Genomic DNA, 20,503 nt, shown 5'->3' on the forward strand with positions numbered 1-20,503 from the left:
GTAAAACAAAAAGGCGACCTTGTTTAAGTCGCCTTTAGTCTTAGCTTAATGTGCGTTGTTTATAAGGTCCAGCGCAGACCAAGCATAGCTACATAGGGATCGACATTCACTTTAACACTTTGAATAGTGCTGCCATTTACCTGCACCCGTCCGGTGGTGTCGATATCCATTTTGCTCAGCATTACATGCAGCCCCAGATTGTCGCTCAGTTTTACATTAACGCCGGCCTGCAATGCCAGGCCAAACGAGCTTTTCAGCTTCAGGCCGACATTGTCGTCTGCACCGGTAACCGCTAACGCATCCAGCGCGCCTTCAAGCTGACTATCTACCTGTTCGTCAAAAAACACCGTGTAGTTAAGCCCAACACCAACAAAGGGGTCAAAGGTGTTGTGCTCTGGCATAAAGTGATACTGCGCCAGCAAGGTTGGCGGTAAATGTTTGGTTTTACCTACTTTTAAGCCGTCAATCGCTGAGCCTTTTACCTTAATATCGTGGCTGAACGGGGTAGCGGCAATCAATTGTACTGACCAATTAGGCATAAACTTATAATCAAAGGTGAGTCCCAATTGGGTATTGGTATTAACGCCTACTGCTGTTGAGCCAGAGGCTAAACCTGCTACCTGCTCGATAACATTCAGGTTAGAGCTGGAATCATCTGGCATAACGCTGATGGCGCCGACATTAATACCAAATTCGGCCAGGGCAGGGGTTGCTGCTAACAGGCTGGCTAAGGAAAGTGCCGCTAGAGTTGTTTTCATAATGCGCTCCGCATAGTGTTTAAGTTATGCCGATTGTCGCGCCTTGGCTGGGAGAGATTTTGGCCTGGATCAATAAAACAGCGGGCACTTGGTATTAGTGCCCGCGGCTTTGTTTTATATCAATAAAGTGGTCGTCATTCGATGCGACGCGTTTGGCCAGTGTGCCGCTGCGCTGGGTTTTCCCGCGCAGGCTGGCGCATTTCACGTACGGGTGCGGCTTCTCGCTGTGGCTGGCGCATTTCACGTACGGGTGCGACTTCGCGTTGCTGATTGCGCATTTCACGCACGACAGGAGTTTCGCGCTGTGGCAGACGTTGCTCACGTTCAACCCTTGTGTCACGCACTGGTGTCTGGCGTTCTGGCTGGCGCTGACGCAGCTGCTCTGTACTGATTACACGTTCACGCTGTGCACGGTCGTTTTGGCGCGGCTCGGCCAGCTGTTGTTTAATCTGCTGTTGGCGCTGCTCTGAGTGTACTTGAGTAGTGCGCACACGGGGCTCAAGACTTTGCTGGCGCTGTTGGCGCAGCGCTTCATTGTGTTGGCGTGGGTTACGCTCGTTATCCTGCCACTGGCGGTTGGCTAACTGAACCTGTTCGGCGCTTTTGCGCTGATACTGCGCCTTGTTTTCCCGCAGCTGCGCGGTACTGGTAGGCCGATGCTCTGTCACCCGGGTATGGCGTATGGGTTTACCCTGGGTTTCGCGCGTGGGCTGCTGATAACCGTAGCCACTGTTATAGGTGCGGTTTAGTGGCTCGTGACGGTAATGCACACCACGGCGATGCTCAGGGCTGTGCTGCCAGCGGTGTGCATCCACATAGTGTTTATGCCGTTTGGGGTAATAACGTGGCGGCGTGTGATAATAATGATGGTGCACAACCACATGGCGGTGGCGCCAGTCGAAAATGCCAAAATAGAACCAGGGCCGCACGTTAACACTGACTCCCCAGTAAAACGGGCTGTTACGGTAGTACACACCGGCGGTATGCCAGTATACCGGTGGGTGATGTGGCCACCACCAGTCGCCGTACACAACGCGGGTGTCGTACACCGGCACATAGACCACTTCACGCCGTGCCGGCTCAATCACAATCACTTCACGCTCGCGCTCTACCACAATATGCTTGTTGTCGCGCAGCGTGCCTTTGCTGTAGGCTTTTTGCCGTAGCGTCTGAATGCTGGCCAATACCGCTGTTTCATCGGCTAAAAAAGCTTCGCCTAATTGCTGGGTCCAGTCTAAGTCGTCACTTAATCGCTCTAGCAGCTGCGGAAAAGCGACTAGGGCTTTCACGCTTGGGTCCCAGCTTTTATCTTCGACAGCCCGCACGGCCTCTTCACCGCTCAGGCGGGGGTTGTCTTTTACCCAACGGGAGGCCTGTACCACTTCCAGCGGATAGGTAGCAGCAATCAGTACATGGGTTAGTACGGTATCCGGGTACAGCGCCACTGGCGCCAGCATTTGGTCCAGCTCGGCTTGTGACCAGAGCGTCTCATTTGCTCTGGCGTTCAGGCTGTGGCTTAGTAGCAGCACGCACACCGCCAGTGCCTGGCTAAGTTGCAGTATCAGCTTTTTCATGGTGCCATCCTCAGTTAGGCCGTGTCAGCCTTACCTTGATACAGGTAAGTATTGCCGGCTTTTTACACACTGTATAGCTTATAGGGCGCTGAGGCTGAATTGAAACTGAACTTTACGCAACCTTTACACTGGCATTTTGGCAAGCCATGTTGCCGCAAAATGCCAGCGTAAAGCCGGGTTAATTAGTTGTCAGATAACGGGCTCTTTTTGCTGCTTTAAGTTGTTGTAAATCAACCAGTACCAGGCCATCGACACAGTTGGCAAAATCGGGGTCGGTACCAAAGGCGAGAAACTTGACGCCGCCGGGTTCACACAGCTCGCTGTACTGTTTGTACAGTGTGGGAATGCTAAGCCCCATATTGGCTAGCAGGTGCTTTAACTGGGTAAAGTCGGCCAGATAATCATGGCCGCTAAAATGTTGCTGCAGTTCACTGAGTATGGCCTGAGGCAACTGATAGGGTTGATGCGACACCGCACTTAAGCTGCTATCAGCAAAATACAGGCTGTAGAAGTACACCATTAAATCGCGTGCTGCCTGCGGGTAACTGGCCGACAAACTGACGCCGCCGAATAAATAGCGGATGTCGGGGTTACGGCGCAAATAAGCGCCTATGCCATACCAGAGGTAATCGAGACTGCGTTTGCCCCAATAGCGCGGTTGCACAAAGCTGCGCCCCAGCTCCAGCCCGGCCGCCAGATAAGGTTGCATGCTGTGGTCAAACTGAAACAGGCTGGCCGTATACAAGCCTTCAGGTCCGTGCTCTGCTAACACCTTACGGCTATTGGCAAAGCGGTAGGCACCAACAATCTCTAAGTCGTCCTCATCCCATAAAATCAGCTGCTCGTAATGGCTGTCATAACGGTCCAGGTCGCGGCGCTGGCCGCTGCCTTCGCCTACGGCGCGAAAGGCTATTTCACGCAGCCGGCCAATTTCGCGCATAATCGGTGAGCTTTGCTGGTGCTGATACAAATAAATGTGTTTGCCATCACTGGTATGGCCCAATAGCTCGCACTGGGCGATGGCTTTTTTCAGCGCAATGCGATCTTCCGGGTGGGCGATAGCGCTCTGGGTAATAAAGAGCCCCGGTTTGTCTTTGGCCAGGCGGTATAAATGTTTTTTAAATAGCTTAACCCTGGCCGGTGTTTCCAGTGCCAGGTTGGCAAAGGCATCGTAAGGGATCAGCTCGCCAATACGCATATCGAGCTTTTTGCGCTGCTGCTTAAACATCTCCTGCACCAGCAGCATGGTAGCCAGCGGCTTGTACAGCATAGAGGCACCGTAAAACAGTGCCGAATTTCTGCCATCAATATACACCGGCAAAATAGGCGCCTTGGCGTTAGTGGCAAAGCGTAAAAAACCGCTGTGCCATTTGCCGTCACGAATGCCCTCGGGCCGCAGGCGTGACACTTCGCCACTGGGGAATAAAATTAATGCGCCTTCCTGGGCTAAATGTTGCTGAATATTATCCAGCGCGCGCCGCTCAGTGCCGCCGTGCATGTTATTGACTGGCAGCAGCAGGTTATGTAGCGGTTGTAATGCCATCAGCAGCTGGTTCGCCACGACTTTTACATCAGGCCTAATGTCGCTCACCAGTTTTAGCAGTGCCAGGCCGTCTAACGAGCCGATAGGGTGATTGGCAATAATTACTACCCGGCCGGTGGCGGGGATGCGCTCTATTTCGTTATCACGTACTGAAAAGCGAAAATTAAAATGCTCCAGCACCTGCTCGACAAATTCCAGCCCCTGCAAGTGTGGGTAGCGTTTAGCAAAGTTGATAAAGTCCTGCTCATGCAGCAGGCGGCGCAGGGCGCCTTTCACCGGTTTATACAGCCAGGCTTTATTGGCTAAGCCTGGCATATTTTGTGATAACACCTGCTCAACACTGATCATTGTTCGCTCCGCTAATGCAACACCAGGTTGCGCTTAGGCTAAAGTGGCAGTATGACAATGCGGTTGCGGTTTTATGGCAATTTGCGGAATTTTTACGCTACCTTTAGGCCAGCCTTACTGCTGGCTGTTGATTGGTCTAACAGCGCAATTTGCTCGGCTTGCCCGCTACAGTGATAGAGCGCCAGGCTGCCATCATGGTGCTCGGCCAGGGCGGTACAACTGTCAATCCAGTCACCGTCATTGCAATAAATAATACCTTGCTCTAAGCGGATCTCCGGGTGGTGAATGTGGCCGCACACTATACCGTCAAAGCCTGCACGGCGGGCTTTGGCCACCGCGGCCGCACGATAACGGGCAATGGCCTTTTGCGCGCCGGGTACCCGGCTTTTAATGTAAGCGGACAGGCTAAAATAGCCACCGCCACTTAAGCGACGCAGCCGGTTATACCAACGGTTTAAAAATAGCAGCAAGTCGTACAGGTTATCGCCCAGCCAGGCATGCCAGCGGCCAAAGTTAACCTCTTTGTCAAATTCATCACCATGCAGCAGTAACAGCCTTTTGCCCTGCACTGTAGTGTGGCTGGCCCGCAGCTGCACACTGATATTGCCAAACTGCTTGCCGGCATAAAGCCTGAATGCTTCATCATGGTTGCCCGGTATATAGACCAGGCGACAGCCTTGCTCAGCTTTGTCCAGCAGGCAGCGCAGTAATTTATTCTGCTGCTGATGCCAGTGTACCTGTTTTTGCATGGCCCACAGATCGACAATATCGCCCAGTAAGTAGATGGTATCAACCCGGCACTGTTGTAAAAACGCCAGCAGATAGTCAGCCTGACAATCTTTGCAGCCCAGATGCACGTCAGATAAAAACAAGGTGCGGCAGTTTAGCATCGGTGGTTACCGTGTTATCTTTAGGCCATGCCAGCTTGGTAGCTGGCTGTGGCAACGACATGACGTTTTTTTGAAGTTTTGGTGACCTATGAGCCTTGCTCTGATTATTCCCGACCGTAAACTGGATGATTTACAGCAGCGTTTAGCTCAGGTGCTGCCCGATACCCGTATCGAAGTCTGGCCCGATATCCGTCAGTCCGACGCCGTTGAATTTGCTGTGGTATGGAAACAGCCAGCGGGATGTCTGGCGGCGCTGCCCAACCTTAAAGCCATTCAGTGTTATGGTGCCGGCGTAGATGCCATTTTGGCCGACGCCACTTTGCCCCCACTGCCGATTGCCCGTATTGTCGACCCCAGTCTAACCCGCACTATGGTGCGCTATGTCGATGGCGTGGTGAGCCATTATCGACTGCGGCTGGATCAGTTCAGCCAGCAGCAGCGCCAGGCGCTGTGGCGGCCGAAAAGCCCGCGCCGCTTACAGAACATCAGCGTGCTGGGGCTGGGCGAGCTTGGCAGTGCGGTAGCGGCGCATTTTGTCAGTTTGGGTTATCAGGTAAGTGGCTGGGCCAGAACGGCAAAACAGCTTGAGCAGGTACAGGTTTATCATGGCGCCGGCCAGTTAGCTGCAGCAGTGGCACAAGCCGACATAATTATTTGCTTATTGCCGTTAACCCAGGCTACGCAGGGGCTGTTAGGGCAAACTTTTTTTAGCCGTACCAAGCCCGGCGCTATTTTTATTAATGTGGCACGCGGCGCTATTGTCGATGACAGCGCTTTGCTAGATGCGCTGCAAAGCGGCCAGCTGGAAGCGGCCTGTTTAGATGTGTTCAGCCAGGAGCCGCTGCCGCCAGAGCATGCGTTTTGGCAACATCCGGCTATTTTGATTACACCGCATGTGTCTGCAGTCACTAATGTGGCTACTGTGGTTGAGCAAATTGCCGAGAATTACCGGCGCAGTCAGCAGGGTTTGCCATTGCTTAATCTGGTAGACGTGACAAGGGGTTATTAAGATGACAACAGCCGCACAACCAGTAGAGGTTACTACCTGGTATTTGCAATACGAGGGACCTGCTATAAATGCTATTAGCTGGCCTGAAGGTGTACAGCTGGTGGAGGCCGAAATTGCCAGCCCGGAGCTAAGCCAGTTTATGTTTCGTGCCGTTGGCGGGCGCTGGCAATGGTTTAGCCGCTTAAGTTGGAGCTATCAGCAGTGGCTGGACTACTTAACGTTACAGCAGGTGCGTACCTGGCTGTTATGGGTAAAAGGCACGCCGGCAGGTTACATTGAGCTGCTAAAACAGCCTGATCAGAGTGTTGAAATTAAATTTTTCGGTTTATTACCACAATTTATCGGCCAGGGTTTAGGGCTACCGCTGGCACAGGCAGCGATACAGCAAGCGCAGCAGTGGCAGGCCAGCCGGGTCTGGTTACATACCTGTAGTGCAGATCACCCGTCGGCACTGGTAAATTACCAGCGCGCAGGCTTTGTGATTACCGACATTCAGCACAGTAGTGAAGCTTTACCCAGCCTGAATGATCCGCGCTTACTGGCGCAACAATTTGTTTATTCGGCGCTGGCTTATCACACTGAAAATGCTGGTTAAATACACAGTTATTGTAACTTTGTTACAACTTAACTACACTCAGTAGCGGTTTAGGGAAACCTAAGCCAAGTTGCTAAATAGAATAATAAAATGTGTTACTGAGGTTAATTATGAGTAAAGCGTCCAGTCGTGGTTTTGGCTTTACCGCAATCGCCGTTGTAGTTTGTGTAATGGCGTTATCGGCATTCTTGACCAAAGCCGAAGCTGTCTGCTTGTTGTGCGGCTAGCTAAAGGACGAACAGCGTCAAAAGGATTGACAAAAAATAGCCCCCGCTTAGCCGGGGGTTATTTTTTTACTAAGCTTTTTTGCTCAGCGTTTGGCATGTAATTCGCGGTTTTCCCGCTTTTGTTCGGCGTTTTTCTGCAGTAGCACATAAGTGGCAGAGTATCCGCCATGTTGTTTTTGTGCGGTGTTACAGGCCAGCACGATCGGCATTTGCGGCAGCCATTTAAACACATAGCTGCGTAGTATCGCCGGGTGAGGTTTGCTGTTGCGGCCCATGCCGTGGTGAATAAGCAAAGTACGAATGCCGCGCTTGTGACAATCTTCGATAAAGAAAAACAGCTCACGCCTGGCATCAGTCAGGCTTTTGCCCAATAAATTCAACGTGGCATCGAGCTGATATTTACCCAGGCGCAAATTACGATACACACCATCCTGTACGCCGTCTTTCTTGTAGGTAAAAGGCTCGTCCGGCTTTACCAGATCAACATATTCCATGCTGAGGTAATTGGCGTCGTATTCCATTTCCTGCTCGGCCGCTTTGCGCCGGGCCAGTTGTGCCAGGGTAGGGCTGAATTCACCATGCTCTGGCAAGACTTCGTCCTGAGACAGCGGTTTTACGCCAGACATCTCCTGCAGAAACAAATCCAGTTCGTCATTTTGCATAGCGGGTACTCCTGCCTGAAGGCTGGCCATTATAACGAAAGCAGGACCAGGGCAAAAGCGCTGCGGACGCTACTCGGCCGCTGCCACCTGGTTATTAACCGCTGGCGGGGTAGAAGAGACCGTGCTGGCGCGCCGACCAAAACAGCGTAACAGGTAATAAGCATTAATTAATAATACTAATAAGTTAGAGATCACCCCTTGTGGGATGGCAATATGGCTGTAATAGACAAACAACAAGCTGCAGCCAATCAGGGTGGCTAGCCGCAACCAAAAGATATCTTTGATAAAAAACGCGCCAATACATATGGTTAGGCCAATCCAGCTAATAATGTCGTACACGATAGTTTCCATGGCGCTGTCCGTGATTTTGCGGCGAAGAAATAAGGCGCGCATTATGCTGCGCAAAGCACTGCTACTCAACTGAGTAATTTTGTACTTTTAGCATTAGTTAAATTGATGTTATGGGGGCGGTAGTGCGGTAATTTGTTAACAATCGTCTACACTGAATGATGTCTGCATCTTATGCCAGCTGAACAAGGAAGGAGCGGCCTATGTTACCCAGCAAACTTTATGAAGCCTTACCTTATGTCTATGTGGTGAGCGGTATTGTTATTATGTTGTCATCTCCCCTGCTGTTAGCGACGGCTGCCGGCAGCTTACTCGCGTTGGCCGGGGCGGTGGTATGGGTGCTACGCTCAGAGAACCGGCGCTCAGATATCAAAAATGCCCGGCAAAAATACGGCGGGGTACTGCCTTACTGGTGCTACGAGTTATTGCCGTTTAGCTATTCAATGCTGGCACTGTTGTTGTTTATCCACAGCGATAACCTGTATTTATACCCTTTTGCCATGGTGCTACTGATGCTTGGTGTACAGGTATGGATGCTAAGACGTAGTTACCGTAAGCATCAACGGCCGGTCGTGACATCAAACCGGCCGCTGCGCCACAGGCATTAAGCTACTGACGTAAGTCGATGCGGCTGTTGGCTATGGCTTTAGTGGTAATCAGCCAGGCTGCCAGGTTTTGCTGCATTGCTGCCGGGTCTACTTTGTCCAGCGTATCGTTTGGCGTGTGGTGATAGTCGAAATAGTCAGTGCCATCTTGTTGTAAGGTTACCACAGGCACGCCCTGCGCCTTTAAGATGGACACATCTGGCCCGCCGGTAGCACTGTTGTCTCCCAGGCTAATATCAAGGTGTGCCAGCTGCTGCTGCAACGTCTTGCCAAAGGGCAGTGAATTAGGGCCAAAGCCGGTGTCCAGCCGCCAGATACGGCCTGCACCAAAGTCAGACTCAGAGGCAAACACGTGCTGCTTTAGCTTAGCGGCGTGTTTGGCGGCATAGGCGCGGGCGCCCACTAAGCCCCCCTCTTCGTTACCAAACAAGACCACCCGCACGGTACGTTCTGGCCGGCCTTGCTGTTTTAGCAAAGCACCGGTCGCCATTACTATGCCAACGCCGGCACCGTCGTCCAGCGCGCCAGTGCCCTCATCCCAGGAGTCAATATGGGCGCTTATCAGCACAATTTCATCCGGGTATTTGCTGCCGGTGATCTCGGCAATCACATTATGGCTTTCAACTTCGCCAGGCAGTTTATTATCCATTTGCAGGTGTAGGGTGAGTTCGGGCTGGCGGCTCAGCATTTTTTCCAGTTGTATCGCATCAGGCACTGAAATGGCGGCTGCGGGAATACGCGGCACCTCTTCGCTGTAGCGCATAATGCCGGTATGGGCGAAGCGGTTAATGCTAGTGCCAACCGAGCGGATAATAATGGCCTTAGCACCGAGTTTAGCGGCCTCCACCGCACCCTGTGCTCGGGCGCCGACCACAGAGCCATAAAAGGTGCCCAGTTTGTCTTTTGCCATACTTTTATTAATAAAAACGATTTTATCTTTTACCTGCGCAGCATCAGCCTGTTTTAACTGCTCCAGACTGTCAAACATTACAACCTGGCTGTTAATGCCGTCAAACGGGGTGGCAATAGATCCGCCTAAAGCGGTAACGACTAACTGCTGATGAAAGGGGGCGCTTACGCTTAAACTGGCTTGGCCGCGCTGCCAATATTGCATAGTAAAAGGCTCGCGCCAGACTTTATCATAACCAAGTTGTTGAAATTTCTGCTCGGCCCAAGCGACGGCGCGGCGGTCTGCTTCGCTGCCTGCCAGACGTTGTCCCACCTCGACTGTCAGCGACTCGGTTAACTGATAGGCCAAATTGTTATCCAGTTTAAGCTCATTGGCGTGGAGCTGCAGGCTTAATGCCGCGGTGATTGTTGTTAGCCACAATTTCATCTTTTCATTTTGTCCCGCTATTGATAGAGTACCTCCGACTCTATCACCTTTTTTGCCAGTGCCACAGGGTGTGTCCGGCAAAAACAGTATTTCTCCCGATGGAATGAAGCAGGCAAAAAAGGAACGTATAATGCCACTATCCCAGCTCAGTGCGCTGATCGTTGATGATGTTGCTGCGGTGCGCAGTTTTATTGCGCAAATTTTGCGCCAACTGGGTGTTGCTCAGGTCTTGGAAGCGGCAGATGGCAGCAGTGCGGCAGAGCTGTTTCGTCAGTACCAACCGCAGCTGGTATTTCTGGATATCCAGTTACCCGATATTAATGGCCAGCAACTGTTAAAACAGTTCAAACAACAGCAACAGCAGACCAATATTTTTATGGTGTCGGCCTTTTCCAGCGTGGAAAACCTGCAGCAAGCCGTGGCTAACGGCGCCGGTGCTTTTGTGGTAAAACCCTTCAGCGCACAGCGGATTAATAATTTGGTAAAACCGTTACTGCATTAAACGTTTTTAAAGGCAGCTATGCTGCTGGCTGTGATTAATTGTTAAATAAGAATGATTATATTGTCGCTTTCAACTGAAATCGGTAATATTGAGCCATCCAGACATTCAGAGTTAGATGAAATGAATTTATCAGATATGCTGAAAAACTCCGCCAAAGCGGTGAAGCTGTTAAAAGCGGTGTCAAATGAGCGCAGATTGTTGATTTTGTGTCATTTGCTCGAAGGCGAGCTTTCTGTCGGCGAAATGAACCAAAAGCTGGAGTTAAGCCAGTCGGCGTTGTCACAGCATCTGGCCTTGCTGCGTAGGCATAAGTTGGTGAAGACACGTAAAGCAGCACAAACGGTATATTACAGTTTGAATAGCAAAGAAGCTGAAGCCTTAATTGCGTTATTACACAAACTGTATTGCAGTTAAAGCACAGAACAAACGCAACAAAAAAGCCGGCATAAGCCGGCTTTTTTGTTGGAACTGTGTCTTAAGCAGCACTTAATGCCTTAACGTGGGCATTTAAACGAGCTTTATGACGTGCTGCTTTGTTCTTGTGGATTAAGCCTTTAGCGGCCATACGATCCAGAACAGGCACCATTTTCTTGAATGCTTCAGTTGAAGCAGTTACGTCAGCAGTTAATACCGCTGCGTAGGTTTTCTTAATGAAAGTACGCATCATAGAACGTTGTGAAGCATTTTGCTGACGACGTTTTTCTGATTGAATTGCGCGCTTCTTAGCAGACTTAATGTTAGCCAAGGTAACACTCCTAAAAAACTAAACCGGACCCATCAAAGGCCGCATAATATGCCTATTTAATGGCCCGTTGTCAAATGCTTTAACGGTAAAGTCACAGATTTTAATCTGGCTGCCTACTGGTAATCTGCGCCATTAAAGGGGCAAAATAGTTACCTCACAATAGAAGGACCCTTAAGTGTCAGCAAAGTTATTAAAATCAGGCCTGATTGTCAGCTTTATGACGTTGATTTCGCGCGTGCTTGGGTTAGTGCGTGATGTGGTAGTGGCTAATTTTGTTGGCGCAGGTGCCGCCGCCGATGTGTTCTTTTTTGCTAACCGCATTCCTAATTTTTTGCGCCGCCTGTTTGCTGAGGGCGCGTTTTCGCAAGCTTTTGTGCCGGTGCTGGCGGAAGTAAAAGCCAAACATGGTGATGATGCTGTGCGTGTGTTGCTGGCCAAAGTCACCGGCAGTCTGGGTGTGGTGGTAACCTTGGTTACGTTGTTTGGTGTAATCGCCTCACCACTGGTGGCCATGTTGTTTGGTATGGGCTGGTTTGTTGAGTGGTTAAACGATGGCCCGGAGGCGCAAAAATTTGAGCTGGCCAGCCTGATGCTGAAAATTACCTTTCCTTATTTATGGTTTATCAGCCTGGTGGCGCTATCGGGTGCGGTGCTTAATACCTATAACCGTTTTGCCGTGGCGGCCTTTACGCCAGTATTTTTAAATATTGCTATTATTGCCTGCGCCGTATGGATGGCGCCAACATTGCAGGAGCCGGCATTGGCCCTGGCGTGGGGCGTGTTTATCGGCGGTGCGGTGCAATTGCTGTTTCAGTTGCCGTTTTTAGCCAAGGCCGGCTTACTGGTATGGCCTAAATGGGGTTGGCGCGATGAAAACGTTACCAAGATCCGCAAACTGATGCTGCCAGCGTTGTTTGGCGTGTCGGTCAGCCAGATTAACTTATTGCTCGATACCGTGATTGCCTCTTTTTTGCTCACTGGCGCAGTCAGTTGGCTGTATTACTCTGACCGCTTAATTGAATTTCCACTCGGCTTGTTTGGCATTGCGATTGCCACGGTGATTCTGCCCAATTTGTCACGCCACCATGCCAATGAAAATAGCCTGCGTTTTAGCCAGACACTGGACTGGTCGCTACGCTTTGTCGCGCTATTTGGTATACCTGCAATGGCAGGCTTGATAGTGCTGGCCAAACCTATTATTGCCCTGCTGTTTATGCGCGGCGAGTTTACCCAGCAGGACGTGCTGATGGTGTCTTATAGCCTGGTAGCGTATAGCACAGGGTTGCTAAGCTACATGCTGATAAAAGTGCTGGCACCGGGTTTTTACGCACGACAGGATATTAAAACGCCAGTGCGTATTGGCATTATTGCCATGGTGGCCAATATGGTGTTTAACCTGATGCTGGCACCGTTTTTGAGCTATGTCGGCCTGGCACTGGCCACAGCACTGTCTGCCAGTTTAAATGCTTATTTATTGTACCGGGGGTTAAAGCTGGCCGGGGTGTATCAGCTGAGTAAAAGCAGCCTGATATTTTTAACCAAGCTGCTGCTGGCCAGTGTGCTAATGGCGGCGCTGCTGTACTGGCAAACACCCGGCCTCGAGGCTTGGGTGCAGTTGGCTTTTAGTGAGCAAGTGTGGCGCCTGAGCCTGCTGTGTCTGTTAGCCGTGTTAGGTTATTTTGCACTGCTGTGGCTGTTTGGGGTACGTTTGGCCCATTTTAAAGCCAATTCTGTTGCTGAAAGCAAATGATTAACTGGTTATAATGCGCGGTTTCTAATCACAGGTCAGATACGGCAGGCATGGAGTTAATTCGCGGCTTACACAATATTTTGCCACGCCACCGCGGTTGTGTGCTTACCATTGGCAATTTTGACGGGGTGCATCTGGGGCATCAGGCAGTGTTAGCCAAGGTGGTTGCCATTGCCCGGCAACGGCAACTGCCGGCCTGTGTAATGGTGTTTGAACCGCAGCCACTGGAGCTGTTTGCTGGCGATGCAGCGCCCGCGCGCTTAACCCGGTTTCGGGAAAAGTATCGCGCTTTAGCCAGCGTGGGTATAGACAGGCTGATTTGTGTGCATTTTACGCCAGACTTTGCTGCGCAAGCGCCGGAGCAGTTTATTGAACAACTGTTGTTAAAGCAGCTTGGGGTAGAGCAACTGATTGTCGGCGACGATTTTCGCTTTGGCAGAAATCGCAGTGGCAGCTTTGAGTTATTAGCGTTAGCAGCCGAGCGTTATCAGTTTGGTTTGTACAGCACCTCCAGTTTGGTGCTCGGCGAGCAGCGTATCAGCAGCACGCTGATACGCCGGGCGTTAGCTGAAGATAATTTGAAGCTGGCTGCAGATATGCTGGGTCGGCCTTTTGCTTTAACAGGTCGTGTACGGCACGGTCGCAAGCTCGGGCGAGATTTAGGCTTCCCTACCGCCAATGTATTTTTGTACCGGCGCAAGTTGCCGGTCGGTGGCGTTTATGCCATCACCGCCAATACGGTATTTGGCCAATATCAGGGGGTTGCTAATATCGGCAACCGGCCGACGGTGCAAGGGCAGCGTCAGCAACTGGAAGCGCATTTATTTGATTTTAGAGCTGACTTGTACGGTAGCCAGATTGAAGTGGTGCTGCAGCACAAGTTACGCAGTGAGCAACGCTTTGATTCACTGCAAAAATTACAACAGCAAATTGCCGCAGATGTGCAGGCGGCAAAAGCCTTTTTTGGGCAGCATGCTACGGCGTCTGCCATTACTGATAAGACGGAACAGAACGGATGAGCGACTATAAGCATACCCTGAATTTGCCGGAAACGGCTTTTGCGATGCGCGCCAACCTGGCGCAGCGTGAGCCGCAAATGCTGGCAAAGTGGACCGAGGCAGATTTGTACGGCAAAATTCGTGCAGCGAAGAAAGGTAAAAAGACCTTTATCCTGCATGATGGCCCCCCTTATGCTAACGGCAATATTCATATCGGGCATGCAGTTAATAAAATCCTCAAAGACATTATTGTTAAAGCGAAAACGCTGGATGATTTTGATGCGCCCTATGTGCCGGGCTGGGACTGCCATGGCCTGCCGATTGAGTTGGTGGTCGAGAAAAAATACGGTAAACCAGGTACTAAGTTAACGGCGGCAGAATTCCGGCAGAAATGCCGTGAATACGCGCAAACGCAGATTGATGCGCAGCGGACCGATTTTATCCGTTTAGGTGTACTGGGTGACTGGCAAAACCCCTACCGCACCATGGACTACAGCTTTGAAGCCAATATTATCCGTTCACTGGGCCGTATTATCGACAATGGCCATTTGCAGCAGGGTTTTAAACCGGTGCACTGGTGTACCGACTGCGGCTCGGCGCTGGCAGAAGCCGAAGTGGAATATCAGGATAAAGTATCACCGGCCATTGACGTGCGTTTTGCAGTGGTCGATGAAGCGGTGGTTGACCGTTTTGATCACCCTGAAGGTAAGCGCGGCAGCGGTAAAGTATCGGTCGTGATCTGGACCACTACGCCCTGGACTATACCTGCCAACCGCGCGGTAGCGGTTAATGCCAAATTAGATTACAGCCTGGTACAGGTTGAGCAGGGACCACTGGGCGCAGAACGCTTAATTATTGCCACTGACTTAGTTAAAGACGTGATGGCTCGCGCCGGTATTGAGCATTACCATGCATTGGGCTTTGCCAAAGGTGCCTCGCTTGAGTTGGCTCAGCTGCAACACCCATTGTACGATTTTACCGTGCCGGTGATTTTGGGTGAGCACGTTACCACCGATTCCGGTACCGGTTGTGTACATACTGCACCGGGCCACGGTCAGGAAGACTTTGTGGTAGGTAAACACTACAATCTGGAAGTGGCTAACCCGGTGGGCGCCAACGGTGTCTATCTGCCGGATACGCCGCTGTTTGCCGGCCAGCATGTGTTTAAAGCTAACGACAGCGTGGTAGAAGCATTAAAAGAGGCTGGCGCGCTGCTGGTGCATAAAGCCTATAAACACAGCTACCCGCATTGCTGGCGGCATAAAACACCAATTATCTTCCGCGCTACGCCGCAGTGGTTTATCAGTATGGAGCAGCAGGGCCTGCGCGTTACTTCACTTGCGCAAATTGAGCAAACTCGCTGGATCCCGGATTGGGGTCAGCAACGCATTGAAAAAATGGTTGAAGGCCGGCCGGACTGGTGTATCTCGCGTCAGCGCACCTGGGGTGTGCCGATAGCATTGTTTGTTGATAAAGATACCGGCGCCTTGCATCCTCACACGGCAAAGTTGATAGAGCAGGTTGCCAAACTGGTGGAGCAAAACGGTATTCAGGCCTGGTTTGATTTAGATGCACAAAGCCTGCTGGGTGATGATGCAGCGCAATACGTGAAAGTAACCGATACGCTGGATGTATGGTTTGACTCCGGTGTAACCCACGCCTGTGTGGTGGATGTGCGGCCAGAGTTTGGCGGCGCCGATCAGGCCGATTTGTACCTGGAAGGCTCAGATCAGCACCGCGGCTGGTTTATGTCGTCTTTAATGACCGGCGTTAGCATCAAGCACAAAGCACCTTACAAGCAGGTATTAACGCACGGCTTTACCGTCGATGCTGATGGACGCAAGATGTCTAAATCTTTGGGCAATGTGGTGTCGCCGCAGGATGTGATGAACAAACTGGGCGCGGATATTCTGCGCCTGTGGGTGGCCACAACTGACTACACCTCAGAGATGACGGTATCGGATGAAATTCTAAACCGCGCAGCTGATAAATACCGTCGTATTCGCAACACCGCGCGTTTCCTGTTAGCCAACTTAAACGGTTTTACACCGGCCACTGATCTGGTGCCGTTTGAACAAATGGTTGAGTTGGATTTATGGGTTGTTAACCGGGCGGCAAAATTACAACAGGAGATTATCGAAGCATACGATAACTATCAGTTCCACCTGGTAAGCCAGAAGCTGATGAACTTCTGTACGGTTGAGCTGGGCAGCTTCTATCTGGACGTGATTAAAGACCGCCAGTACACCGCCCATACTAACAGTGTGGCGCGTCGCTCTTGTCAGACGGCGCTGTATCATATTGCCCAAGCCATGGTGCGCTGGATGGCACCTGTTATGAGCTTTACCGCGCAGGAAATCTGGCAGGAGTTGCCGGGGCAAACGCAAGAGTTTGTCTTTACCGATGTCTGGTATAGCGGTTTTGCCGGCTTAACAGCTGGCAAGTTTGATGATGCTTACTGGCAGCAACTGTTGCAGGTGCGTGATGAAGTAAACAAGGTGCTGGAAGCGGCACGGCGCGAAGAGAAAATCGGCGCCTCGTTGCAGGCAGAAGTAACCTTATATGCCTCAGCGGCTTTGGCGGCCGATTTAGCCAAGCTGGGCGATGAGCTGCGCTTTGTGTTGATTACTTCTACAGCGCAGGTAAGTACTGACAAGGCACCAGCCGATGCCGTAGTGACCGAACTGGCTGGTCTAAGCGTACAGGTGCAAGCATCAACCGCAGCCAAATGTGGCCGCTGCTGGCATCACCGTCATGACGTCGGCGCCAATGCAGAACATGCTGATCTGTGTTTGCGCTGCGTATCTAACGTCGAAGGTGACGGCGAACAACGGGCGTTTGCATAATGCAGTTATTTAAACAAACAGGCTGGCACCTGTGGTGGTTAGTTGTGCTGGTGTTGCTGGTTGATCAAATCAGCAAACAGGTAGTCATTGCCAATATGCAGCTGTTCGACTCTATCGACTTGCTGCCATTTTTTAACCTGACCTATGTGCGTAACTATGGTGCGGCATTTTCGTTCTTAAGCGATGCCGGCGGTTGGCAGCGCTGGTTTTTTACAATCATCGCTGTGGTAATAAGTGCAGTGCTGGCGGTGTGGCTGTCACGCAATGATAAAAACCAGCGCAAGTTAAACCTAGCGTTAAGCCTGGTATTGGCCGGCGCCATTGGCAATCTGATTGACCGCAGTGTCTATGGTTACGTCATTGATTTTCTGCACCTGTATTATCAGAACTGGCATTACCCGGCATTTAATATTGCCGACTCAGCCATTTGTATTGGTGCAGCCTTATTAATCTGGGACAGTTTTAGCAGCGAAGAGGCGAAAAAGTGAGTACAGCGATAGGCAGTAACAGCAGCGTTATTTTTCACTTCGATATTAAGTTATCAGATGGCAGTGCCGCCGAAAGTACCCGTGTGCATAACAAACCCGCTAAGCTGCAAATGGGTGATGGCAGTATTTCTGCGGCGTTTGAAGCGCAGCTGTTGGGGTTGACAGCCGGTGATAAGAAAACCTTCACCCTGGCACCGGAAGATGCCTACGGTATGCCTAATCCGGATAACATTTATTATGTTGATCGCAGTAAATTTTCGGCTGATGCACCGGCAAAAGCGGGCATGATTATCGGCTTTACTATGCCGGATGGCTCTGAAATGCCGGGGTTGGTGCGTGAAGTAGTGGGAGAGTCGGTAACCATTGATTTTAACCATCCGCTGGCTGGCCAAACTCTGACCTTCAGTGTCGAAATAGTACAGGTAAACTAAGCTATGGATATTTTACTCGCCAACCCGCGCGGCTTTTGTGCTGGCGTAGACCGCGCCATCAGCATTGTTGAGCGTGCACTGGAGTTGTATGAGCCGCCGATTTATGTGCGACACGAAGTGGTGCATAACAAGTTTGTCGTTGACGGCCTGCGCCGGCGTGGAGCGGTGTTTGTCGATGAGCTAAACGAAGTACCCGATGGCAATATCGTGATTTTTAGCGCCCATGGTGTATCACAGGCGGTACGGGAAAATGCCCGTCAGCGCGGCTTAAAAGTGTTTGATGCCACTTGCCCGCTGGTGACCAAAGTCCATATGGAAGTCACCCGCGCCAGCCGTAAAGGCATTGAGTGTATTCTGATTGGCCACGCTGGCCACCCTGAAGTGGAAGGCACTATGGGCCAGTACGATAACCCGGAAGGTGGTATTTATTTGGTGGAATCGGCTGAAGATGTAGCTACCCTGCATGTAAAAAACCCGCAGCAGCTTTGTTTTAGCAGCCAGACTACCTTATCGGTTGATGATACCGCCGAGGTGATAGATGCGCTACGCGCCCGTTTCCCGGATATTGAAGGGCCCCGCAAGGATGACATTTGTTATGCCACACAAAACCGGCAGGATGCGGTACGGGATTTAGCCGCCAAGGCCGACTTGTTGCTGGTGGTAGGGGCGAAAAACAGCAGTAACTCTAACCGCTTACGTGAACTGGCCGACAAAATGGGTTGCACCGCCTATTTAATTGATACTGCCAACGATATTCAGCAAAGCTGGTTAAATGGCGTAGCAAAAGTGGGCGTAACAGCCGGTGCCTCTGCGCCTGAAGTGCTGGTGCAGCAAGTTGTGAAGCAGCTGCAACAGTGGGGCGGTAAAACCGTGACTGAAAACCCGGGCCGCGAAGAAAACGTGGTGTTTGCTATACCCGCTGAGCTGCGTTAACAAAGTTACTGTAATGCTAAGGTAATAGCACCGCAGCGATACAATAAGGTATAGTCTACTTACCTTATCTCGTCAGACCGTGCTATGGCGCAATCGATAGACAGCACTTTATTACTACCGGCCTTTTGTCGCGGGCCGGTTATTCTTCGCGCTATAGTATTGGCGCAGGCAGTTGCCATCATACTGGCGTTTGCACCAGGCGCGCTTAGCGATCCCTGGTTGCGGCTCGGTTTTATTTCCTTGTTTGTGCAATGGGTCACCCTGATGACCAGTGCAGTGCTTTGCGTACTACGCCCGTCTTTAAACCGCTTGCCGGCACTGCGGTTAGGGGTAGCTATCATGGCGATTTTATTAATTATTACAGCCTGTGTCAGTCTGGTGTCGTATGCCTTGTTGGCGCGCAGTTTGTGGTTAAGTCCGTTAGCACTTGAACACTTCTTACTGCAAAATATTCTGCTCGCCAGCATTATTGGCTTGATGGCGATACAGTTTTTTATGCTGCATATTCAGCGGCAGCAAGGCATTATCGCCCAGTCGCGTGCTGAGTTATTAGCGCTGCAAGCCCGCATCCAGCCGCATTTTTTATTTAATAGTTTAAATACCGTTGCTGAGTTGACTCAGCAGGATGCCAACGCCGCCGAGCAAGCTATTCTCGATTTGGCTGCTGTGTTTCGCGCGGCGATGCATGCGGGAGATACCATTTCGCTTAGTCAGGAATTGACGCTTGCCCGCCAGTATCTGTCTTTAGAACAGTGGCGTTTGGGCGCGCGGCTCAACGTGCAATGGCAGTTGCCTGAGCCGCTGCCAGAACTTAACATGCCAGCCCTGACTATCCAGCCACTGTTAGAAAATGCCATACGCCATGGTATCGAAGGTTGTGTGCAAGGCGGCATCGTAAGCATTGAGCTGGTGCAAAGCAAAACGACCGTCACATTGCTAATTACTAATCCCGTGGGTGACAGGCGTGACCGTAGTAACCATAACGGTGTTGCACTGGCAAACATTGCGCAGCGGCTGCGGCTTTTTTTTGGTACCGATGCCAGCCTAAGCTGCAACGAAAAAGCAAGGCAATTCAGGGTTAAATTGGTGCTGCCAAAACAGCAGAGCGAGACTAGGGAATGAAAGTATTAATTGTTGACGATGAGCCTCTGGCCCGCTCGCGGTTAAAGCGTTTATTGGCCCAGTTTCCGCAATATCGGTGTGTGGCTGAGGCGCAAACGGTGGCAGAAGCATTGGCCTGCTATGAAAAAGACGAGCCCGACGTGCTGCTGCTGGATATCGAGATGGCGGGCGGCAACGGCTTGCAGCTGGCGCAGCAGTTGATGCAGCGGCCACTGCCACCGGCAATCATCTTTGTTACCGCGCATCCGCAACATGCACTGGATGCCTATCAGGTTAGCCCGACCGATTACTTACTCAAACCAGTGTCAGCTGAGCGGCTGGGTCAGGCACTGGCTCGGCTTGGCCTGGCCACTAAAGCGCATTTGGAAAGGGGGCAGGCCACCGAACCGTTGATTAGCTATCAGCTTGGTACCACAATTCGGCAAATTGCCCTCAGTGCTGTGCGTTATTTTGCTGCCGACAGTAAGTATGTACGGATGGTATTTTTGCAGGGTGAAGCGCTGCTGGAAGACAGCCTGGTGCAACTGGAGCAAAAATACCCGCAGTATTTGCTGCGTATTCACCGTGGCATCTTAATTAATAAACAACATTTTAGCGCACTGAAAACCCTGTCTGACGGGCGTCACGTGATAGAACTAGATGGCATCAATACCCCACTGGAAATTAGTCGCCGCGCTTACCCCAAATTGAAAGCCACGCTGCAGCTTGATTAGCGGTTTACCCGCCGCGCTAACCGCTTATCGGCAACAATCGCCGTTTGTCAGGTTGTCGATTGCTTTCTGCTGTCAGTCAT

Annotated in this window: 21 protein-coding genes; 13 read left to right on the forward strand and 8 right to left on the reverse strand. The window is 51.2% G+C overall.

Going from position 1 to position 20,503, the window contains the following annotated elements:
• Positions 1 to 59 precede the first annotated feature (59 nt).
• From ABGI61_RS09695 to ABGI61_RS09710, 4 genes are all read right to left on the reverse strand, one after another.
• On the reverse strand, positions 60 to 758 hold the full coding sequence (locus ABGI61_RS09695) for an OmpW/AlkL family protein (protein WP_347600463.1): 699 nt from the start codon (positions 756 to 758) through the stop codon (positions 60 to 62).
• Between the two features lie 134 nt (positions 759 to 892).
• Positions 893 to 2,332 carry a DUF3300 domain-containing protein gene (locus ABGI61_RS09700; RefSeq protein ID WP_347600466.1) on the reverse strand — a complete coding sequence of 480 codons (1,440 nt, stop codon included), beginning with the start codon at positions 2,330 to 2,332 and terminating at the stop codon, positions 893 to 895.
• 178 nt (positions 2,333 to 2,510) lie between these two features.
• The gene (olsF, locus tag ABGI61_RS09705) at positions 2,511 to 4,223 is read right to left on the reverse strand and encodes a bifunctional ornithine lipid synthase OlsF (protein ID WP_347600469.1); all 1,713 of its coding nucleotides are present in this window, start codon (positions 4,221 to 4,223) and stop codon (positions 2,511 to 2,513) included.
• Between the two features lie 92 nt (positions 4,224 to 4,315).
• A complete protein-coding gene (locus ABGI61_RS09710) occupies positions 4,316 to 5,113 on the reverse strand; it encodes a UDP-2,3-diacylglucosamine diphosphatase (protein ID WP_347600472.1) in 798 nt (265 codons plus the stop codon).
• 88 nt (positions 5,114 to 5,201) lie between these two features.
• Here ABGI61_RS09710 and ABGI61_RS09715 point away from each other — a divergent pair, with 88 nt between their 5' ends.
• The gene (locus tag ABGI61_RS09715) at positions 5,202 to 6,122 is read left to right on the forward strand and encodes a 2-hydroxyacid dehydrogenase (protein WP_347600475.1); all 921 of its coding nucleotides are present in this window, start codon (positions 5,202 to 5,204) and stop codon (positions 6,120 to 6,122) included.
• A 1-nt stretch (position 6,123) separates the two neighbouring features.
• Entirely contained in the window at positions 6,124 to 6,717 is a 594-nt protein-coding gene (locus ABGI61_RS09720) for a GNAT family N-acetyltransferase (RefSeq protein ID WP_347600478.1), read from the forward strand.
• A gap of 310 nt (positions 6,718 to 7,027) precedes the next feature.
• Here the strand turns inward: ABGI61_RS09720 and smrA are convergent, their stop codons facing one another.
• Complete coding sequence (gene smrA / locus ABGI61_RS09725; RefSeq protein ID WP_347600481.1) at positions 7,028 to 7,606, reverse strand: DNA endonuclease SmrA; 579 nt, start codon at positions 7,604 to 7,606, stop codon at positions 7,028 to 7,030.
• Positions 7,607 to 7,675: 69 nt separating this feature from the next.
• Complete coding sequence (locus tag ABGI61_RS09730; RefSeq protein ID WP_347600484.1) at positions 7,676 to 7,957, reverse strand: hypothetical protein; 282 nt, start codon at positions 7,955 to 7,957, stop codon at positions 7,676 to 7,678.
• Positions 7,958 to 8,157: 200 nt separating this feature from the next.
• Between ABGI61_RS09730 and ABGI61_RS09735 the strand changes: the two genes are divergently transcribed.
• Positions 8,158 to 8,562 carry a hypothetical protein gene (locus ABGI61_RS09735; RefSeq protein ID WP_347600487.1) on the forward strand — a complete coding sequence of 135 codons (405 nt, stop codon included), beginning with the start codon at positions 8,158 to 8,160 and terminating at the stop codon, positions 8,560 to 8,562.
• A 1-nt stretch (position 8,563) separates the two neighbouring features.
• Here the strand turns inward: ABGI61_RS09735 and ABGI61_RS09740 are convergent, their stop codons facing one another.
• On the reverse strand, positions 8,564 to 9,895 hold the full coding sequence (locus ABGI61_RS09740) for a M20/M25/M40 family metallo-hydrolase (RefSeq protein ID WP_347600490.1): 1,332 nt from the start codon (positions 9,893 to 9,895) through the stop codon (positions 8,564 to 8,566).
• 130 nt (positions 9,896 to 10,025) lie between these two features.
• Here ABGI61_RS09740 and ABGI61_RS09745 point away from each other — a divergent pair, with 130 nt between their 5' ends.
• Positions 10,026 to 10,397 carry a response regulator transcription factor gene (locus ABGI61_RS09745; RefSeq protein ID WP_347600493.1) on the forward strand — a complete coding sequence of 124 codons (372 nt, stop codon included), beginning with the start codon at positions 10,026 to 10,028 and terminating at the stop codon, positions 10,395 to 10,397.
• 120 nt (positions 10,398 to 10,517) lie between these two features.
• Positions 10,518 to 10,811 carry an ArsR/SmtB family transcription factor gene (locus ABGI61_RS09750; RefSeq protein WP_347600496.1) on the forward strand — a complete coding sequence of 98 codons (294 nt, stop codon included), beginning with the start codon at positions 10,518 to 10,520 and terminating at the stop codon, positions 10,809 to 10,811.
• A gap of 61 nt (positions 10,812 to 10,872) precedes the next feature.
• On the opposite strand, the gene rpsT is transcribed toward ABGI61_RS09750, so the two are convergent.
• Positions 10,873 to 11,142 (reverse strand): 30S ribosomal protein S20, encoded by a 270-nt coding sequence (gene rpsT, locus ABGI61_RS09755; RefSeq protein ID WP_040551604.1) that lies wholly within the window; start codon positions 11,140 to 11,142, stop codon positions 10,873 to 10,875.
• A 175-nt stretch (positions 11,143 to 11,317) separates the two neighbouring features.
• Here rpsT and murJ point away from each other — a divergent pair, with 175 nt between their 5' ends.
• From murJ to ABGI61_RS09795, 8 genes are all read left to right on the forward strand, one after another.
• Positions 11,318 to 12,892 (forward strand): murein biosynthesis integral membrane protein MurJ, encoded by a 1,575-nt coding sequence (gene murJ / locus ABGI61_RS09760; protein WP_347600500.1) that lies wholly within the window; start codon positions 11,318 to 11,320, stop codon positions 12,890 to 12,892.
• A gap of 50 nt (positions 12,893 to 12,942) precedes the next feature.
• Positions 12,943 to 13,911, forward strand: coding sequence for a bifunctional riboflavin kinase/FAD synthetase (ribF, locus tag ABGI61_RS09765; protein WP_347600503.1), 969 nt, complete (start codon positions 12,943 to 12,945; stop codon positions 13,909 to 13,911).
• Positions 13,908 to 16,736, forward strand: coding sequence for an isoleucine--tRNA ligase (gene ileS, locus ABGI61_RS09770; protein ID WP_347600506.1), 2,829 nt, complete (start codon positions 13,908 to 13,910; stop codon positions 16,734 to 16,736). The genes ribF and ileS overlap by 4 nt, the downstream gene beginning before the upstream one ends.
• Positions 16,736 to 17,224 carry a signal peptidase II gene (lspA, locus tag ABGI61_RS09775; protein ID WP_347600509.1) on the forward strand — a complete coding sequence of 163 codons (489 nt, stop codon included), beginning with the start codon at positions 16,736 to 16,738 and terminating at the stop codon, positions 17,222 to 17,224. Before ileS ends, lspA begins: the two co-directional genes overlap by 1 nt.
• Positions 17,221 to 17,655, forward strand: coding sequence for an FKBP-type peptidyl-prolyl cis-trans isomerase (fkpB, locus tag ABGI61_RS09780; RefSeq protein WP_347600512.1), 435 nt, complete (start codon positions 17,221 to 17,223; stop codon positions 17,653 to 17,655). Before lspA ends, fkpB begins: the two co-directional genes overlap by 4 nt.
• A 3-nt stretch (positions 17,656 to 17,658) precedes the next feature.
• Positions 17,659 to 18,588: a 4-hydroxy-3-methylbut-2-enyl diphosphate reductase gene (gene ispH / locus ABGI61_RS09785; RefSeq protein ID WP_347600515.1), complete on the forward strand. Its 930-nt coding sequence runs from the start codon at positions 17,659 to 17,661 to the stop codon at positions 18,586 to 18,588.
• A gap of 84 nt (positions 18,589 to 18,672) precedes the next feature.
• Positions 18,673 to 19,710: a sensor histidine kinase gene (locus tag ABGI61_RS09790; RefSeq protein WP_347600518.1), complete on the forward strand. Its 1,038-nt coding sequence runs from the start codon at positions 18,673 to 18,675 to the stop codon at positions 19,708 to 19,710.
• Positions 19,707 to 20,423 carry a LytR/AlgR family response regulator transcription factor gene (locus ABGI61_RS09795; protein ID WP_347600521.1) on the forward strand — a complete coding sequence of 239 codons (717 nt, stop codon included), beginning with the start codon at positions 19,707 to 19,709 and terminating at the stop codon, positions 20,421 to 20,423. The genes ABGI61_RS09790 and ABGI61_RS09795 overlap by 4 nt, the downstream gene beginning before the upstream one ends.
• Positions 20,424 to 20,503: the final 80 nt, after the last annotated feature.

Origin of the sequence: Rheinheimera fenheensis (genome assembly GCF_039871805.1) — a bacterium.
GTDB lineage: Bacteria > Pseudomonadota > Gammaproteobacteria > Enterobacterales > Alteromonadaceae > Alishewanella > Alishewanella fenheensis.